Annotated in this window: 12 protein-coding genes; 7 read left to right on the top strand and 5 right to left on the bottom strand. The window is 71.1% G+C overall.

Annotated elements, in window-relative coordinates:
* Nucleotides 1-163: 163 nt before the first annotated feature.
* Both VGD70_RS20375 and VGD70_RS20380 read right to left on the bottom strand, forming a co-directional pair.
* The gene (locus VGD70_RS20375; protein ID WP_331083664.1) at nt 164-385 is read right to left on the bottom strand and encodes an EF-hand domain-containing protein; all 222 of its coding nucleotides are present in this window, start codon (nt 383-385) and stop codon (nt 164-166) included.
* A gap of 181 nt (nt 386-566) precedes the next feature.
* Nucleotides 567-1,583 carry a YeiH family protein gene (locus tag VGD70_RS20380; RefSeq protein ID WP_331083627.1) on the bottom strand — a complete coding sequence of 339 codons (1,017 nt, stop codon included), beginning with the start codon at nt 1,581-1,583 and terminating at the stop codon, nt 567-569.
* A gap of 567 nt (nt 1,584-2,150) precedes the next feature.
* Between VGD70_RS20380 and VGD70_RS20385 the strand changes: the two genes are divergently transcribed.
* The 7 genes from VGD70_RS20385 to VGD70_RS20415 all read left to right on the top strand — a co-directional run bounded on the left by VGD70_RS20385 (nt 2,151) and on the right by VGD70_RS20415 (nt 9,342).
* Nucleotides 2,151-4,556: an ATP-binding protein gene (locus VGD70_RS20385; RefSeq protein WP_331083629.1), complete on the top strand. Its 2,406-nt coding sequence runs from the start codon at nt 2,151-2,153 to the stop codon at nt 4,554-4,556.
* An 84-nt stretch (nt 4,557-4,640) separates the two neighbouring features.
* Nucleotides 4,641-5,060: a roadblock/LC7 domain-containing protein gene (locus VGD70_RS20390; RefSeq protein ID WP_331083631.1), complete on the top strand. Its 420-nt coding sequence runs from the start codon at nt 4,641-4,643 to the stop codon at nt 5,058-5,060.
* A 15-nt stretch (nt 5,061-5,075) separates the two neighbouring features.
* Entirely contained in the window at nt 5,076-5,444 is a 369-nt protein-coding gene (locus VGD70_RS20395; RefSeq protein ID WP_331083632.1) for a DUF742 domain-containing protein, read from the top strand.
* Nucleotides 5,425-6,063 (top strand): GTP-binding protein, encoded by a 639-nt coding sequence (locus VGD70_RS20400; RefSeq protein ID WP_331083634.1) that lies wholly within the window; start codon nt 5,425-5,427, stop codon nt 6,061-6,063. The genes VGD70_RS20395 and VGD70_RS20400 overlap by 20 nt, the downstream gene beginning before the upstream one ends.
* A gap of 57 nt (nt 6,064-6,120) precedes the next feature.
* Complete coding sequence (locus VGD70_RS20405) at nt 6,121-6,882, top strand: MHYT domain-containing protein (RefSeq protein ID WP_331083666.1); 762 nt, start codon at nt 6,121-6,123, stop codon at nt 6,880-6,882.
* Nucleotides 6,883-6,955: 73 nt separating this feature from the next.
* Nucleotides 6,956-7,729, top strand: a complete 774-nt coding sequence (locus VGD70_RS20410; protein ID WP_331083636.1) for a cyclase family protein — start codon at nt 6,956-6,958, stop codon at nt 7,727-7,729.
* Complete coding sequence (locus VGD70_RS20415) at nt 7,726-9,342, top strand: thiamine pyrophosphate-binding protein (protein ID WP_331083637.1); 1,617 nt, start codon at nt 7,726-7,728, stop codon at nt 9,340-9,342. The genes VGD70_RS20410 and VGD70_RS20415 overlap by 4 nt, the downstream gene beginning before the upstream one ends.
* A gap of 17 nt (nt 9,343-9,359) precedes the next feature.
* Here the strand turns inward: VGD70_RS20415 and VGD70_RS20420 are convergent, their stop codons facing one another.
* The 3 genes from VGD70_RS20420 to VGD70_RS20430 form a co-directional block, all read right to left on the bottom strand.
* A complete protein-coding gene (locus tag VGD70_RS20420) occupies nt 9,360-10,403 on the bottom strand; it encodes an alcohol dehydrogenase catalytic domain-containing protein (RefSeq protein ID WP_331083639.1) in 1,044 nt (347 codons plus the stop codon).
* A gap of 82 nt (nt 10,404-10,485) precedes the next feature.
* The gene (locus VGD70_RS20425; RefSeq protein WP_331083641.1) at nt 10,486-15,840 is read right to left on the bottom strand and encodes a leucine-rich repeat domain-containing protein; all 5,355 of its coding nucleotides are present in this window, start codon (nt 15,838-15,840) and stop codon (nt 10,486-10,488) included.
* Nucleotides 15,841-15,935: 95 nt separating this feature from the next.
* Nucleotides 15,936-17,969, bottom strand: a complete 2,034-nt coding sequence (locus VGD70_RS20430; RefSeq protein WP_331083642.1) for a glycosyl hydrolase family 28-related protein — start codon at nt 17,967-17,969, stop codon at nt 15,936-15,938.
* Between the last annotated feature and the right edge of the window lie 43 nt (nt 17,970-18,012).

Raw genomic sequence — 18,012 nt, forward strand, 5'->3', positions numbered from 1 at the left:
CCGGGTGGTCGCCGACCTCGGGACCGCGCTCGAGGACACGGAGTCCGCCGTCGCGGGTGACTCGACGGTGGTGTTCCTGCCGGGCTACCTCGACCGCGGCGACTTCACCCAGGTGACGGCGAAGGAGTTCGCCGCGCCGGCGTGGCTGCGCGTGTGCTGAGTGTCAGGGACGGTCGGCGCGGCGCCAGGCCTCGGTGAACTCGGGGAGGGAGATCCGGCCGTCCTTGTCGGTGTCGGCGTCCTGGAAGATCGACTCGACCTCGGCCTCGGTGATCTTCTCGCCGCGCGCGGACATCGCGGAGAGGAACTCCTTCATCGTGATCTGGCCGTCGTCGTTCATGTCCAGTTCGGTGAACGTCTGGACGAGTTCCTCGTTCGTCGACATGGTCACGCGCCTCCTGGTCGGGACAGCCATCAGAGCGGCCCGAAGCATAGGGCGGCGACCGGCCACCGGCGTGGACGGGGCCTGGGCCGGGTCAGCGGTCCGCCCGGCGGGCCAGCGGGTGCAGGTGCTCCGCGGCGCCGGTACCCAAGACGGCCCCGGATCGCACGGGCCTACGAGGAGGTCAGCCGAGGACGGCCAGCGCGACGAACGACGTCGTCCCGATCAGCAGCGTCGACAGCAGGCCGAGCAGCAGCGCCCGACCGCCGGTGCGCACCAGCGGGCCGAGCCGCACCGCGCAACCCAGGCCGAACAGGGCACCGGCGAGCAGCAGGGTGCTGGCGACCTTGGCGAGGTCGAGCACCGGCACCGGCAGGATGTCGACAGTTCGCAGCGCCACCATCGCCAGGAAGCCGAGCACGAACAGCGGGACCATCGGCGCCTGCTTCGCCGCGCCGGTGTCGGCCTTCCGGGCCCGCTGCCGCTCGTGCACGCTCACCAGCGCCACCATCGGCGCGAGCAGCACCACGCGGCTCAGCTTCACCACCACGGCGACCGCGATCGCCGCCGCGCCCGCCGGCGTCGCCGCGGCCACGACCTGGGCGACCTCGTGCACGGAGAGCCCGGCCCAGCCGCCCAGGCGCGGCCCGGCCAGCCCGAGCCGGCCGCCGAGCAGCGGGACGGCCGCGATCGCCAGGCTCCCGTAGAGGGTCACCAGCGCGACCGCGGTCGCCACGTCGGAGTCCTCGCGGTCCACGACGTCCTCCATGGCCGCGATGGCCGACGCGCCACAGATCGAGAACCCGGTGGCCACCAGCAGCCCCAACCCACGCGGCACGCCGACAAGCCGGCCGAGCGCGACGGTGCCGGCGAACGTGATCCCGACGGTGACCACCACCGCCACGAGCACCCCCGGCCCCAGGCCCAGCACCGCCGGCAGGGCGAGTTGCAGGCCCAGCAGCACCACGCCGGCCCGCAGCAGCCTCTTCGTCAGCCGCGCCACGACCGCGCGGGTCCGGTCGGAGAGCACGGGGGTCGAGCCCGCGAGGACGCCGAGCACGACGGCCGCCGTCAGCGCGCTCACCGCGGGGACGACCAGGTTCGTCAGGTACGCGACGGCCACCGCGGCACCCGTGCTGACCAGCGCGGGCACCGCGCCACGCAGCGTCTGCCGGGTGCTCTGCCGGGTCGTGGCGGTCATGACCCGAGCATGTGCGCGCCCCGGCCGCCCGGGTAGCCGGAGATCGGCTGGGAGGTCATACCCTGCGGCTATGACCAGCCGCCCGGAAATTGACTCACGATTTCCGGCGATGACTCGCCACACGCCAACATGCATACAATTCGGAAGTATCGGCCGGCGGGGCGAATTTCATTTTCCTCGGCTTGCGAGAAATGATTTATGAGACCGGTCGTTCTCATCGCCTCCGGAGCCCGACAGCACTGCCCTGACACGGCACGGACACGCGCCGTCACTGTTTCCGGTAGTGCAAATGGAGTAAGGCTTACAGGGACCAAAGTCCCTTATTGAAGATGGGCGCCACACTCCGGTCGGATTTGCTTGACATCATCGAGACATTCGGATTGCATCGCCTCGCCGGTGGGCCCATTCAGGTGACTCTGGCGACCCGCCAGACCACCGACCCGGGGGCATCGGCAGCACTGGTCGAATCAGCCGACAGGTCAGATTGGACATGCGGTGCCGGAGTCAGGCGAACACCCCGCGCGGTGGCGTGTCGACAGTTGGGGCCTCCGGACGAAGGTCGCGGTCGTGCTGGTCGTGCCCGCCGCGATCGCGCTCGTGCTCGGCGGCACCCGGGTCCAGCAGCAGCTCGACGACGCCAACGCGCTGAGCACGGTCCGGGACCAGCTCCCCGTCCTCGACGAGTCGGTGACGCTCGCGAACCTCGTCGCGCTGGAGATGGTGGCGCCGGGCACCGACCTGGAGGCGCGGAAGGCCGCTGTCGACAAGCAGGTCACCCAGCTGCAGAACACCGCCGACTTCGCCCGCCTGCCCGCGACGGTGAGCCGCAAGCTCGGCGACGCGCTCAGCCAGCTGCGGGTGGCCCGCCAGCAGGCCGCCGACCCCGCCACCGACCCGGTCACCGAGGCCTTCGGCTACCGCCAGGTCATCCGCGGGCTGGGCGAGCTGCTGCCGAACGTGGTGTCCTCGGCCACCAGCCAGAGCCTGGCCGAGCGCGCGTCGAACCTGCTGTCGCTGCTGCTGCTCCGCGCCTCGGTGAGCACCGAGGAGGCGTTGATCGAGTCCGCCGGTGGCGCGCCCGTCGTCAGCGACGTGGCCACCGCGATCCAGCACAACGCGGCCGAGGAGTCCGTGCTCGGCGACCGGCTCGCGCTCGACCTACCGGCCGCGGACCTGCCCGAGCTCTCCTCCGCGACCCGCTCGGCGTCGTCGCGCCGCGACGCGCTGCAGAGCTACATCGCCGCCAACCGCACGGCCGAGCTCGTGAACCTGGTGCCCGACCTGCAGGACGAGTCCGCCGCGCTGCGCACGATGACCCAGGACAGGTTCACCCAGCTCGCCGACATCGTGTCCACGAGCGCGAACAACGCCCGCGCCAACGCCCTGCGCGAGTCGGCGATCGTGCTCGGCGCGCTGCTCGCCGCGCTGGCGGTCGCGCTCATCGTCGCCCGCTCGCTGCTCCTGCCCGTGCGCCGGCTGCGTGCGGCGGCACTGTCGGCCGCGCACGACCAGCTGCCGCGGACCGTCGAGAAGGTGCGGGCCGGCGAGCACGTCGACTACCGGTCGATCGAGCCGGTTCCGGTGCACACCAACGAGGAGATCGGCCAGCTCGCCCGCGCGTTCGACGACATGCACACCCAGGCCGTCCGGCTCGCCGGTGAGCAGGCGGAGCTGCGCCACCAGGTCAGCGAGATGTTCATGACGCTGTCCCGGCGCAGCCAGTCGCTCGTCGAGCTGCAGCTCAACGTCATCGAGGAGCTGGAGACCGACGAGTGGGACCCGAAGCGCCTCGAGGGCCTGTTCCGCCTCGACCACCTCGCCACCCGGTTGCGCCGCAACGGCGAGAACCTCCAGGTGCTCGCCGGCGGCACGCCACCGCGGCGGGGCAACCAGCCGGTCACCGTCGTCGAGCTGCTGCGCGCCGCGACCTCGGAGGTCAAGGACTACCGGCGGGTGAGCCTCGGGCACGCGCCGAACGGGTCGGTCCGGGCGTCCGCGGCGGCGGACATCGTGCACATCCTCGCCGAGCTGCTGGAGAACGCGACCCGGTTCTCTCCCCCGGACCGCAAGGTCGTGCTCACCGCGGACCGCGGCGCCGACGGCGGGCTGCTCTTCGAGGTCGTCGACGCCGGGCTCGGCATGGCGCCGGACGACCTCGTGGCGGTGAACGCGCGGCTCGCCACCACCGACGTGGTCGACCCCGAGACGACCCGGCGGATGGGCCTGTTCGTGGTCAGCCAACTCGCCGCGCGGCACGGCGTGACCGTGCGGCTGCGGCCCACCTACGACAGCTCGTCCCAGGCCGGCATCACCGCGAGCGTCCACGTCCCGAGCCAGTTCGTGCTCGCCGAGGGCGCGCCGGAGGCACCGGCCGACGCGCGGGTCGACGCCCGGACCGGCGCGCACGCCATCGACGGCGGCATCGACGACGGCAACGGCAACGGCATCGGCAACGGCGACGGGGCGTCGCCACGCATCGCCCGCACCTACGCGACCGACGTCGCCGCCCAGCCGGTGCGCGCGGCCACCAGTGGCAGCGCCATCGACTGGTTCACCCCGGTGGTCGACGTGGACGGCCCGGCCCTGCCGGCGGACTCCGGCTGGATGTCCCCGGCGCCGGCGGCCACCACCTCGGCCGCCTCATCGGCCTTGGGTGCCGTGCCGGCCACCGCGCCGGCCGGCACGGCGCCCAACGCCGCCGCCCCACCACACAAGACACAGCCGAGAGCGGACAGGTCGGCCGGCGAGCCGACCCTCCGCACGACCGCGGCCGGCCTGCCCATGCGCAAGCCGGCTGAGCGCCCGGTGCCGCCGGTGCAGCCGGTCTCCCAGAAGCCGGCCGCACCGGCCACGAGGTTCCGCGATCCGGAGTCGATCCGCAGCAACCTCTCCCGGCACTACAGCGGCGTCCAGGCCGCCCGGCGCACCCGGCAGGAGTCCGAGTCCACGGCCGCACCCGAGCGGCAGAACTAGTGCGCGGCGCCGCGGGGGCGCCGCGTAGAGGGAAGACCCGGCGGCTGGCAGGGAGCCGGCCGGGTCCGATCCGAGGGAGGGGTCATGACGACAGAGAGCAGCACCACGACCGAGCCGACACTCGGCTGGTTGGTCTCCGCGTTCACCCAGGAGGTGCCCGGGGTCACGCACGCCGTGCTGGTCTCCGCCGACGGGCTGCTGGTCGCCGCGAGCGACGGGCTGCCCCGCGACCGCGCCGACCAGCTGTCCGCGCTGACCGCGGGGCTCACCAGCCTCACGGTCGGCGCCGCGCAGCTGTTCACCGCGGGGCGGGTGGTCCAGTCGGTGATCGAGATGGAGGGCGGGTTCCTGCTGCTGATGAGCGTCGGCGACGGCTCGCACCTCGCCGTGCTCGCCGCGGCGGGGTGTGACATCGGGCTGGTCGGCTACGAGATGACGTTGCTCGTGGACCGGGTGGGGCGGATGGTCGACACCCCCGTTCGCGGGGCCGACGAGGGGCGCTGACCGTGAGGGGGAGACGTGACCGAAGCCGGCTCACCGGCCAGGAAACCGGCCCTGGCCCGGCCGTACTCGTGGACCGAGGGGCGCACCCAGCCGAGCGTCGAGCTGGCCGTCGAGGCGCGGGTGCGGACCACGGCGGCGGGCCGTGGGCTGCCGCAACGCCGGGCCAATGCGCTGTGGACGGTGACCCAGCTGTGCCACCAGCCGCGCTCGGTGACCGAGATCGCGGCGCACCTGTCGGTGCCGCTCGGCGTTGCGCGGGTGCTCGTGGCTGACCTGCTCGACCACGGGCTCGTGGTCGTCGAGGCCACGCTCGGCGACGACGCCGGCGCCGACGAGCGCCGGGACCTGATCGAGAGGGTGCTCAGTGGACTCCGCGCGCGGTAGCCGGCCGCCGGGCACGCGGATCACGTCGGCGAAGATCGTCGTGGCGGGCGGGTTCGGGGTCGGCAAGACGACGTTCGTGGGCGCGATGTCGGAGATCGTGCCGCTGCGCACCGAGGCGCTGATGACCTCCGCCGGGGTCGGCGTCGACGAGGTGAACCTCAGCTCCGCCAAGATCTCCACGACCGTGGCGATGGACTTCGGCCGGCTCACGCTGGCCCAGGACCTGGTCCTCTACGTGTTCGGCACGCCCGGACAGCACCGCTTCTGGTTCATGTGGGACGACATCGTCCGGGGCGCGATCGCGGCCGTCGTGCTGGTCGACACCGTGCGGCTGGCCGACGGGTTCGCGTCCATCGACTACTTCGAGGCGCGCGGCCTGCCGTTCCTGGTGGCGATCAACCAGTTCGACGGCGCGCGCCGGTTCACCGTCGACCAGGTCCGGGAGGCGCTCGCGCTGCCCCCCGACGTGGCCACCATGCCCTGCGACGCCCGCTCCCGTGAGTCCACCACAGGCGTTCTCGTCGCGGCGAGCGAGCATGCACTGTCCCGTTTGGACGCTCCGGGACCGGTGGCCGCGCCCCTGCCCCGGCGTCCGGTACGCGCTCGGGGTGCGCGCTGAGCTTCGAGAGGAGACCCTGACGTGGCACTTGCCGTCGATCATGTCCACCACTTCGACATGGGCAGCTGGTTACTGTTCTTCGCCTACCTCATCTCCGTGGTGGGCTGCACGATCGGGCTCGCGTGCACGCTGCAGGCGCGGTACGCCACCGGCCGGGCGCGGCTGGTCTGGCAGGCGCTCGCCGCGGTGTCCATCGGCGGGGTCGGCATCTGGCTCATGCACTTCATCGCCATGCTGGGCTTCACCACGCCGGGCATGCCGGTGCGCTACGACATCGGGCGCACCTGGCTCTCGGCGGTCCTGTCGGTGTCCGCGGTGTTCGTGGGCCTGCTCGTGTTCGGCGTCCGCGCGCGGTTCGCGCGGTGGCGGCTGCTGGCCGCCGGGCTGATCACCGGGCTCGCGGTGAACCTCATGCACTACACGGGCATGTGGGCGGTCAACGTCAAGGGGAGCATCGGCTACGACACCGGTCTGGTGGCGCTGTCGATCGCGATCGCGGTGGTGGCCGCGACCGCGGCGCTGTGGTTCACCGCCCAGGTCAACCACATCGCGCTGCGGTTCGTCGCCGGCGCGGTGATGGGTGTCGCGGTCACCGGCATGCACTACACCGGCATGGCCGCGGTCCGGGTGCACCTGGACACCGCCGCGCCGGACCCGGCCGGCCTGGAGGTGTTCAGCTTCCTGTTCCCCGTGTTCGTCCTCGCCGGCCTGGCGATGGCGGTGCCGATCAGCGCGGTGCTGATGGCCGCCCCCGCGGCGGAGGCCGCGCCACCCGTCGGGGACGGGAAGCGGGAGCCGGTCGGGTCCGCGAGCTCGTGATCGGCACGTAGCCGCCGCGCGGGGCCGGCGGCGCTACGCTCGACCGCGCCGCCGGACTCACCGAGGAGAACCCATGCCGCTGCTGCAGGACCTGCTCGACGCGATCGCGACGAGCCGGGTCGAGATCGTCGACCTCACCGCACCGCTGTCCAGCGACACCCCGATCCTGCAGCTGCCGGAACCGTTCTCGAACACGATCCACTTCCAGCTCGAGGAGATCAGCCGCTACGACGCCGCGGGCCCGAACTGGTACTGGAACAACATCCACACCGGCGAGCACACCGGCACCCACGTCGACGCGCCGGCGCACTGGGTGTCCGGAAAGGACGGTCCGGACGTCTCGCAGCTGCCGCTGCGCGGCCTGGTGGCGCCGGCGGTGGTCGTGGACGTGTCCGACCGGGTCGCCGCGGACTCGGACTTCCTCCTGCAGATCGACGACGTGCGGTTCTGGGAGGCGGAGAACGGCCCGCTCCCGGCCGGCGGCTGGCTGCTGCTGCGCACCGGCTGGGACCGGCGCTCGGCCAACGCGGCGCAGTTCCTCAACGCCGACGAGACCGGGCCGCACTCGCCGGGCATCTCCGCCGAGTGCGCCCGCTGGCTCGCCGAGGACACCGACCTGGTCGGCCTCGGCGTGGAGACGGTCGGCACCGACGCCGGGGCCGCGCACAGCTTCGACCCGCCGTTCCCGTGCCACCACTACTTCCTCGGCGCGGGGAAGATGGGGCTGACCCAGCTGCAGAACGTCGCGGCGCTGCCGACGACCGGCGCGATGCTGGTGGTCTCGCCGCTGCCGATCGTCGGCGGATCGGGCAGTCCGGCGCGGGTGTACGCGCTGGTCGAGCGGTGACCGATACCGTCGCCGCGCTGGTGGGCCGCACGCTCGCCGAGCTCGGGGTGGCGCAGGCGTTCGGGGTGGTCGGCAGCGGCAACTTCCACGTGACCAACGCGTTGCGCGCGCACGGGGTGCCGTTCGTCGCCGCCCGCCACGAGTGCGGCGCGGCGACGATGGCCGACGCGTACGCGCGGATGAGCGGCCGGCTCGCCGTGGTCACCACGCACCAGGGCTGCGGGCTCACCAACGCGCTGACGGGCATCACCGAGGCGGCGAAGAGCCGGACGCCGCTGCTGGTGCTCGCCGCGGACACGCCGGGCGCTGCGGTCGGCTCCAACTTCGACATCGACCAGGACGCGCTGGCCGTGGCCGTCGGTGCGGTGCCCGCGCGGGTGCACTCGCCGGGGACCGCGGCGGCCGACACGCTGCGCGCCTACCGGACGGCGGTGCACGAGCGGCGGACCGTCGTGCTCAACCTGCCGCTCGACGTCCAGGCCGCGCCGGCCCCGGCCGTCGAGCCGGTCCGCGCTCCCCCGGCACCGTTGCCGGTCCGGCCGGCGGAGGAGTCGGTCGCCGCGCTGGTGTCGGCCTTGCGGGCGGCCGCGCGGCCGGTGTTCGTGGCCGGGCGCGGCGCCCGCGCGGCGGGGCCGGAGCTGCGGGCGCTCGCCGACATCGCCGGGGCGCTGCTCGCGACGTCCGCCGTCGCGAACGGGCTGTTCGCCGGCGACCCGTGGTCGCTCGGCATCTCCGGCGGGTTCGCCTCGCCGCGCGCCGCCGAGCTGATCGGCGCCGCCGACCTGGTCGTGGCGTGGGGCTGCGCGCTGAACATGTGGACCACCCGGCACGGCAAGCTGCTCGGCCCCTCGGCGACGATCGCGCAGGTCGACCTGGACCCGGCCGCGCTCGGCCGGCACCGGCCGGTCGACGTCGGCGTGGTCGGCGACGTGGGGCGGACCGCGCGGGACGTGCTGGCCGCGTTCGGTCCGCCGCGGACCGGCTACCGCGCGGGAACCGTCCCATCGGTGCGCCGGCGGGACGTGCCCTACGCCGACGAGTCCACAGTGGACAGGATCGACCCGCGCACGCTGAGCCGCCGGCTCGACGAGCTGCTGCCCGGCGGCCGGGTCGTGGCGGTGGACTCGGGCAACTTCATGGGCTACCCGAGCGCCTACCTGGAGGTGCCGGACGAGTACGGTTTCTGCTTCACCCAGGCGTTCCAGTCGATCGGGCTCGGGCTCGCCACCGCGATCGGCGCCGCGCTGGCCCGGCCCGAGCGGCTGCCGGTGGCCGCGCTCGGCGACGGCGGGTTCCTGATGAGCGTCGCCGAGCTGGAGACCGTGGTGCGCCTGGGCCTGCCGATGGTGATCGTGGTCTACAACGACGCCGCGTACGGCGCCGAGGTGCACCACTTCACGGGCCAGGACCTGGACACCGTGCGGTTCCCGGACACCGACCTGTCAGCGCTCGCGACGGGCTTCGGCTGCACGGGCGTCACCGTCCGCACGGTCGGGGACCTGGACGCGGTGCCGGCCTGGCTCGACGGCCCCCGCGACCGCCCGCTGGTGATCGACGCGAAGATCACCAGCGACGGCGGGTCGTGGTGGCTGGCGGAGGCCTTCGGCCACTGAGCCGACCGTGCCGTCCGTCAGGCGTTGATGATCACCTTTAGCGCCTCGTTGGCCGCGGCGTTCTTGAACACGTCGTAGGCCTCGTCGAGCTGGTCGAAGCCGAACGTGTGGGTGCCCATCTTCTCCGACGGGATCCGGCCGCTGCCGACCATCTTGAGCAGCGTCGGGATCGACACCGTGTCGACGAGGCCCATCGTGATCTTCACGTTGTGGATCCACAGGTCCTGCATCGGGAGCTCGACGGGCGCGCCGTGCACCCCGATGTTGGCGATCGTGCCGCCCGGGCGGACCAGCGAGGCCGCGGTGCGCAGCGTCTCGGGGTAGCCGACGGCCTCGATCGACACGTCGACGCCGAGCCCGTCGGTGAGCGCGAGCACGTCCTGCCTGGTGTTGGGCCCGGCCTCGATGGCGTCCGTGGCCCCGAAGTCGAGGGCGGTGGTGAGCCGGAACTTGTTGGTGTCGACCGCGATGACCCGCGACGCGCCCCAGAGCCCGGTCGTGAGGATGGCGGAGAGCCCGACGGCTCCGGCCCCGACGACGGCCACGGTGTCGCCGGGCCGCACCCCGCCGGCGAGGACGCCGACCTCGTAGCCGGTGGGCAGCGAGTCGGCGAGGAAGATGGCCTGCTCGTTGGTGACGCTGTCGGGGACGGCGTAGAGCGAGGTGTCGGCGTAGGGGACGCGGACGAGCTCGGCCTGGGTGCCGTCGATGAGGTGCCCGAAGATCCACCCGATGCCACCGACGCTCTGGCAGTGCGAGGGCATGCCGCGCTGGCAGTACTCGCAGCGCCCGCACTTGGTGATGGCCGGGACCAGCACCCGGTCGCCGACGCGGAACCCCTCGACCGCGCCGCCCACCTCGACGACCGTGCCGACCGCCTCGTGCCCGAGCACCCGCCCATCGGTCACCGCGGCGACGTCGCCCTGCAGGATGTGGAGGTCGGTGCCGCAGATGGTGGTGGTGTCGACCCGCACGACCACGTCGGTCGGCTCCTGGACGGCCGCATCGGGCACGTCCTCCCACGCCTTGCTGTCCGGACCGTGGTAGACCAGCGCTTTCATGGCAACCTCCGTTGGTCGACTGACTGCCGTCCCGACGGTAGGCGCGCCGAAGCCCACCAACTGTCGCAATATGCGACGCGCGCTATGGGTGCCGTTCGGCGCGGAGGCTCTCGATCGGCGCGGTGGGCTGGCGGTACTGCGCCAGGTGGTGTTCGCAGAGATAGAGCGTCAGCCCTTCCGGCGTGGTGGTCCGGGACAGGCCGCCCCACGCTTCGTCCGGATCCAGCTTCGCCAGCATGGTCTTGAGCGCGCGGAAGTCGGCGTCCGTCGCGGCGTGGGACTCCGGGCCCGGGTCCGCGGGGGGCGCACCCGGGAGCTCACCTTTGTGCCGGACCTCCTTCGGCAGCTGGTTGGCCAGCTCCTTCATCAGGTCGCAGTCGAGCTTGAGCTGCTCGTCGAGCTTGTCGACGGCCACGCCCAGGATCGGGCCGGCGAGCGCGGTGGCGTGCTTCAGCACCGTGATCAGATGCTGCAGGTACGGCCCGACCTTGCGGAACCACTCCGCCGGCTGGGTGATCGCGTACACGCCCATCGGCTCGGGCAGGCGGTGCCACGCGCCGGGCTCTTCGCAGTACAGGTGGATCTCGTAGGCCGAACCGGTGATCCGGCGATGGTCCGCCGGAACGACGGCGAACACGCTCGGACACCGGGCCTCCTGCTGGACCTGCGCGAGGCGCTGCAGTCTCAGGAACATGCGCTGCAGGTAGCCGCTCTGCTCACCCAGCCGGTCGCCGAACTGCGCGAGCGTCTTCGCGAACTGGTCGATGCTCGTCCGGGTGGCGTCCCGTTCCGACGGCGCCAGGCCGAGCATCAGCTGCGGCACCGACACGAGCTCCCCGGATCGGTGGCACTCGATCTCGTAGCGCGGCGGCGTCCGGGCCATCCGGGCGCGCAGGTTCTCGTAGTCGAACAGCTCGGTGCAGGTGTCCTCACACGGGCACGGCACCTGGCGGGTGATGTCGAGGCCGGGGAAGCGCTCGAGGGTCAGGTTGAGACCGTCGTCGAGCACCATGAAGAACCCCGCCGGCGACGGCCCCCGCACGGCGAGCTCGACCACGCTGCGGTGCCGGTCCGCGGTCACCAGCGCCAGGTGCTGACCGTCGCCATGACCCAGCAGCGCGCCGGTTCGCCAATGGATCTTCTTGCTGAACCGGTGCGACCGGGCGATGAACCAGGTGGGGATCCCGGGCGGCATCGTGTTGAGCCGGTAGATCACCTTGATCTCCCGGGTGTCGGGCAGGTTCCGGATGGCCGCCCACTGGTCCTGGTAGGACGGCGGGTCCCACTGCAGCCGTTCGACCACGAGACTCAGGTCGCTGGTGCCACCCTCGATCCGGTAGGACAGGTCGTACTTGTCCATCATGGACAGCAGGTGGTCACGCACGCCCCGGTCCAGGTCGGACCAGAGCTCGTTGAGATGCTCACGGGTCAGGAGCCCGTGCAGCGCGGCGACCCGCGGGCTGTCCAGCACCTTGCTGATGAACTCGTTGACCCACGCCGGATGCAGCACGACCAGCTGGCTCAGCTCAGGATCGTCGGCGTCGTAGAGGATGTCGCCCAGCACGTGCAGCGCGCTGGCGACGTACCGCTGCTGGCGAGCATCGGTGACCCCGGACGCGGACATGAGCTGCCACATCTGGCCCGGCGTCACGTGGTTCTCGGCCGCGCTCCGCAACGTGTCGGCGGCGAGCAGCCAGGTCGCCGGCCACTCGGTGCCCATCAGCGGCAGGTCGGCGGCCTGGTCGGCCAGCACTGTCCGGAGGTCGTCGATCCCGTCGCGTGTCTCGTTGTCGACCTGCGCGCTCGCGACGATCTTCGGATACTTCTCCCGCAGCTCGGCCAGCGGCAGGTCGACGGGCCGCCCGTGGATGTGCGTGGCCACCAGGATGATCGGCGACTCGGGCGCCCGGGCGGTGATGATGTCGAGCCAGTAGTGCAGCCGCCCCTGCTCCCAGCCGAGCCGGGAGTTCCACAGCAGCACGAACAGCGACCGGTCGGTGAGGAAGAACTGGTGGGTGGCGTGGTAGATCTCCTGCCCACCGAAATCCCAGGTGCTCAGCCGCATCTCGACGGCGGGCTCGCGCGGATGGCCGAAGACGAGGTTCTTGATCGTCAGCCCGTGCGTGGACGGCTCCTCCGGATCGTGCGGATCATGCGCGAGCGCCTTGATCAACGACGTCTTCCCGACCCCGCCCTCCCCGACGACCAGCAGCTTGGACAGCCATTGTGCGTCGCTGCCCCGAGTCCGGGCGCGCAGGAACGCCAGAACGGAGTCCGAGCCACCCGCCACGATCTCCGGGGGCGGGCTCACCAGCTCGTTCCCGATGACGAACAGGTCCGTCAGCTTCGGCATCACCGTCAGCCAGTCCGGCAGGGAGGTCAGCTTGTTGCCGGCAAGGTTCAGGGTCGAGAGCCGGGCGAGGTCCTGAACGGTGTCGGGCAACGACGACAGCATGTTGTCGCCCAGGTGCAGCCGAGTGAGCCTGCTGAGCCGGCCGATGCCCTCCGGCAACGTGGTCAGCGCGTTGTGTTCCAGATCGAGCTCCTTGAGCCGGGCGAGCCGGCCGATGCTCTCCGGCAGCGCCGTCAGGACGTTGTCACCCGCGAAGAACTCGGTCAGGCCGGCGAGCCGGCCGATCCCCTCCGGCAGCGCGAACAGCCGGTTGTCGTTGACGTGCAGGAGCGTGAGACCGGCGAGTTCGCCGATACTGTCCGGAAGGCGCACCAGGCGATTGCTGTTGGCGTACAACCTGGCGAGGGCGGTGAGCCGGCCGATGCTCTCCGGCAGCGCGGTGAGCATGTTGTACTCGACGCTGAGATAGGCGAGCCGGGTAAGCCGCACGAGCCATTCGGGAAGCGCCGCCAGCCTGTTGTCGCCGACATAGAGGGTGCGCAACCGGACGAGTCCGGCAAGGCCGTCGGGCAGCGTTTCGAGCCGACCACCGGTGACATCAAGGGATTCGAGCTGAACCAACCTGCCGAAATCAGGGCCGAGTGTCCTCAGCGGATTGTTGCGCACGGACAGGAGGTTGAGCGTGCTGAGATCCGCCAGCCAGTCGGGTAGTTCCGTCAGCCTGTTGTGGTCGATCTCCAGGCTCACCAAGCCGGTGAGACGGGCCAGCCATGCCGGCAGGCTGCGGAGGTGACAGCCACCGAACCCGAGGGTGGTGAGTCCGGTAAGGCCGCTGAGCCACTCCGGCAGGCCGACGAGCCGGTTCTGGCTGACCGACAGCGTGGAGAGACAGGTCAGGCCGGCAAGCCGGTCGGGCAGCTCGGCGAGTCGGTTGCCGTTGACCGACAACGTCTTGAGACACGTGCGATCGGCGAGCCAGCCCGGCAGCTCCGTGAGCTGGTTGTTGTCGGCGAAGAGGTGCACGAGGTGCCGAAGCGTCGACAGGCTGTCCGGCAGCGCGTCGAGCTGACAGCCGTTGATGCCGAGCGTTTCGAGCCTGGCCAACTCCCCGAGCCAGTCCGGAAGGCCGGTCAGCCGGTTGTCGCCGACCCACAACGCGGTGAGGTTGGTGAGCGTGCGGAGCTGGTCCGGCAGGGTGGCGAGCTGGTTGTAGCTGAGCGAGAGCTTGGTGAGGTTGGTGAGGCTGCCCAGCCACTCCGGCAGGTCCGCGACCTTGTTGTTGTCGGCCTGAAGCTCGGTGAGGCCGGTGAGCGTGGAAAGCCAGTCCGGCAGCGTGGTGATCCCGCAGCCGTTCACGCCGAGACAGGTGAGCTCGGTAAGGCGGCCGAGCCGTTCGGGAAGCTCGACGAAGTCGTTGTAACTGATGAACAGCTCACTGAGCCGGGGGGAGTTCGTCACCGATGACGGCAGCTCGGTGAAATGGTTGAAGCTCAGGTCGAGCGTGTCGAGGTTCGCGAGGCCGGCGAGCCGATCCGGCAGCGTGGCCAGTCGATTGTTGTACAGGTGGAGCTGCCTGAGCGCGGTGAGGTCGGCCAGCCAGTCCGGTAGCTCGGACAGCTGGTTGTTGCTGAGCCACAGTTCGGTCAGGTTCGTGAGGCCGGCAACACAGTCCGGCACGGAGCCGAGTTGGAGATCGCTCAGCCACAGCTCGGTGAGATTGGTGAGTCCGGTGAGACTGTCGGGCACGCCGGTGAGCGGGCACCCATCGAGCCCGAGCGTGGTTAGGCTCGTGAAGTCGCCGAGCCAGTCCGGCAACTCGGTCAGTCGATTGTTGCTGAGCCACAGCTCGGTGAGATGAGTCCGGTCGGCAAGCCAGTCCGGCAGCGCGGTGAGCCTGTTGCCCTGGAGATAGAGCCTGGTGAGGTTGGTCAGGTTCGCCAGCGAGTCCGGTAGCTCGGTCAACCGGCAGTCACCGATGCCGAGCGTAGTCAGGTCGGTCATGGTGCCGACCCACTCCGGCACGCTCGTGAACCGGTTGTCGTCGATCTGGAGCCTGGTGAGGCTGGTGAGGTTCGCCAGCGAGTCCGGTAGGTCGGTGAGCCGGTTGCTCTGGAGGTACAGCACGGTGAGGCTCGTCAGGCTGCCGAGCCATTCCGGCACCTCGGTCAGCAGGTTGCCGTCCAGGTCCAGCCGCTCGAGGTTCGACAGGTGCGCGAGCGGCCGCGGTACCTCGGCGAGATAGTTGTTGTTCAACGTGAGGTGGGTCAGTGTCCGGTGTCCGCCGAACCATTCCGGTAGGCCGGTGAGCCGGTTTCCGTGCAGCCATAGCTTGGTGAGGTTGACGAGACCGTCGACCCAGTCCGGCACGGCCGTCAGCAGGCAGCCACCGATACCGAGCCCGGTCAGGCCGCGCAACGAGCCGATCCAGTCCGGAAGGCCGATCAGCCGGTTCTCGTCGACCTGGAGCTTGGTGAGGTTGGTGAGGTCGGCCAACGAGTCGGGCAGTTCGGAGAGCCGGTTGCCGGGGAGAAACAGCTGGGTCAGTCCGGTGAGGCTGCCCAGCCATTCCGGTAGCTCGGTCAGGCGGTTGCCGTCCATGGCCAGATAGGTGAGGTTCGGCAGCTGCGCGAGCACGTCCGGCAGGTCCGTGAGCCGGTTGTTGTCGAGGTCCAGCCGGGTGAGGTTGGAGAGGTTCGCCAGCCAGTCCGGCGCATGGGTCAACCGGTAGCCGCCGAGGGCGAGCTGGGTCAGGTTCGTCATCGTGCCGAGCCAGCTCGGCGGCTCGCCGAGACGGTTGTTGTTGAGGTGCAGAGCGGTTAGCCCGGGCAGGTCGGCCAGCCAGGTCGGCAGTTCCGTCAGCCGGTTGTCGTCGAGGACCAGCCGGGTGAGCTTCGGGTGGCCGGCGAGCCAGCCGGGAAGCTCGCTGAGGTAGTTGCTCTCGAGCTGAAGCTCGGAGAGGTCGGACAGCTCCGCCACGCGGGGTGGTACCTCGGTGAGATGTAGGTCGCTGAGGTCGAGAGTGGACTTGTCGGCCGCGACGGCCGCGTCGATACGGCGGTGTGCTTCCGCTACCCCAGATGCCACCGAGTCAGTTAAGCACGGTGCCGGCCGTTGGTTCGCTCGATCCGCGGCAGCGCCGCCCGGGTGGTGCGGAGGTCACCACCCGGGCGGCGCCGGCGTCACCAGCCGGACGGGGCCGGGGGCGGCACGACCGGTGGGCGGTCGTCGCAGGTGATCGTGTTCGGCAGCATCCACGGGGCCAGCCAGCCGCCGTCGTTGCCACCCAGGTCGGTCAGCGCGAACTCCGAGCCGGTGGGCGGGAAGTTGAACGACCCGCAGTTGTTCACGCCGACCGCGCCGACGTTGCGTGCGTCCACGTTCTCGAACGTCGACGCACCCGACACGCGGCCGCTCACCACCGACGTGCCCGTGCCGTCGACCCGGATGTCCTTGAAGTGGGCGTTGGTGATCGAGTAGAGGTCCTTCACCGGGAAGTCGCTGATCAGCATGATCGCGTTGTAGGTGTTGTCGAGGAAGTGGTTGCCGACGACCTGGAGGTCCGCGTCGATGTTGCGCTCGAGCGCGTAGATCCAGATCGCGCCCAGCCCGATCTTCCAGTTCAGCTCGAACGTCCCCGCGCGGACCGTCGTGTTGCCGGTGACCCACACGTGCCCGGTGAACGGCTGCGCGCCGAACCGCGACCCGAGCTGGATGCCGCTCCCCTCGCGGATCGGGTCCGCGACGAGGTTGTTCGACACCGTGTTGTCCGTGCCGCCGTAGAGCGCGATGCCGTTCGCGAGCACCGGCGTCTGCACGGTGTTGTGGTCGAAGGTGTTGTTGGCGTTCTGCGTCTTCTCCGCCCACATGGCAAGGCCGTCGTCGCCGGTGTTGCGGATGAAGTTGTTGCCCACCACCGAGTCGGTCACGCCGATGTGGAAGTTGAGCGCGTCGGCGACCTGGTCGGCGACGATGTTGTCGGTGACCCGGATGTTGGTCATCGGGCCGTCGAACCACAGGCCGACCTTCGTGTGGTGGATGTAGAGGCCCGTGATCGTCGAGTCGCTCATCGCGCCGCCGATGCCGTTGACCTGGTCGGTGTCGATGCGCTCCCGGACGTCACCCTCGATCGTGAAGCCGGACAGGTGCACGCCCGAACTGCCGCCGTCCGCCGCGTCCTTGCCGTAGAAGCCGACGCCGGTGTGCACCGAGCCGTCCGGCGCGGGCGGGTCGAGTGCGACCTCGTGGCCCTTGATGATCGTGTGCCAGTTGCCGGCGCCCTCGATCGTCACGTCGTCCACGATGAGGTGCCGGTTCACCTGGAAGGTTCCGGGCGGCACGTACACGGTGCGGTTCAGGTACCGCGCGAGGGCGATGGCGTGCTCGAACGCCGGGGCGGAGTCGCGCCGGCCGGTCGGGTCGGCGCCGAACAGCCGCACGTCCAGCGCCCGGGTGTTGACGTGCGGCTGGCCGACGAGCTCGGAGTCGAGCAGGTCGACGACCGTCCACTCGGCACGGCTTGCGCCGGGCACGGTGAGCCGGACCTTGTCACCCGCGCGGTAGGTCTTGCCCAGGAGCAGGCGCTGCTCGTCGTAGAAGTGGCTGGGGCGGAAGGGTTTCTGGATCACCGGCGGCGGGGTGGTCTGCGCGGGCACGCAGGCGCACTCGGTGATCCACCAGTCGGCGTGCAGGAGGTCGGCGTTCGGGTCGTTGGTGAACGGGTACTGGTTGTAGAGCCAGGCGTACTGCGAGGTGAGCGTCATCGTCCGGCGGTTCTTGCCGTTGACCGTGACGTCGAGCGGCGCGGTGATCCCGCCGCCGGTCGGCGCGTCGGGGATGCTGTAGCGGACGGTGATCGCGTTGGCCGCCTTCGGGAGCGTGAACTCGACGTACTGCGCCGGGGCCAGCCTGACCGCCGTTCGGCCGGACGCCTCCGCCGGCAGCGTGTACGCCGTGCGGTCGGGGCCGATGACCGTGCCGTTGGTCGCGGCGTTCTCCGCCTCCTGCTCGAGGAAGCCGACGTCGGCGCCCCGGCCGGCGACGAGCGCCGGGTCGAGCGCGGCCCGCGTGACGACGGGCCCGGTGCCGGCGCGCGGCGCGGCGGCGGCCGTGCCGTCACTGGCCACGAGCCCGAGGCTGACGACGGCCGCGGTGGCGACCGCGGCCCACTGCGTGGTGGCGCGGCGGGTGGGGGATCCGGTGATGTTCCGGGACATCGAGGGACTCGTTTCTCTCGGGATGGAGAAGCCTGCCGCCACT

The organism is Actinophytocola sp. (assembly GCF_036402745.1).
Lineage (GTDB): Bacteria > Actinomycetota > Actinomycetes > Mycobacteriales > Pseudonocardiaceae > Actinophytocola.

Excerpts from the sequence above, each read along its gene's own strand:
- VGD70_RS20430 (WP_331083642.1), bottom strand. The coding sequence starts at position 17,969 with ATGTCCCGGAACATCACCGGATCCCCCACCCGCCGCGCCACCACGCAG.
- VGD70_RS20410 (WP_331083636.1), top strand. The coding sequence starts at position 6,956 with ATGCCGCTGCTGCAGGACCTGCTCGACGCGATCGCGACGAGCCGGGTC.
- VGD70_RS20405 (WP_331083666.1), top strand. The coding sequence starts at position 6,121 with ATGGGCAGCTGGTTACTGTTCTTCGCCTACCTCATCTCCGTGGTGGGC.
- VGD70_RS20420 (WP_331083639.1), bottom strand. The coding sequence starts at position 10,403 with ATGAAAGCGCTGGTCTACCACGGTCCGGACAGCAAGGCGTGGGAGGAC.
- VGD70_RS20375 (WP_331083664.1), bottom strand. The coding sequence starts at position 385 with ATGTCGACGAACGAGGAACTCGTCCAGACGTTCACCGAACTGGACATG.
- VGD70_RS20390 (WP_331083631.1), top strand. The coding sequence starts at position 4,641 with ATGACGACAGAGAGCAGCACCACGACCGAGCCGACACTCGGCTGGTTG.
- VGD70_RS20380 (WP_331083627.1), bottom strand. The coding sequence starts at position 1,583 with ATGACCGCCACGACCCGGCAGAGCACCCGGCAGACGCTGCGTGGCGCG.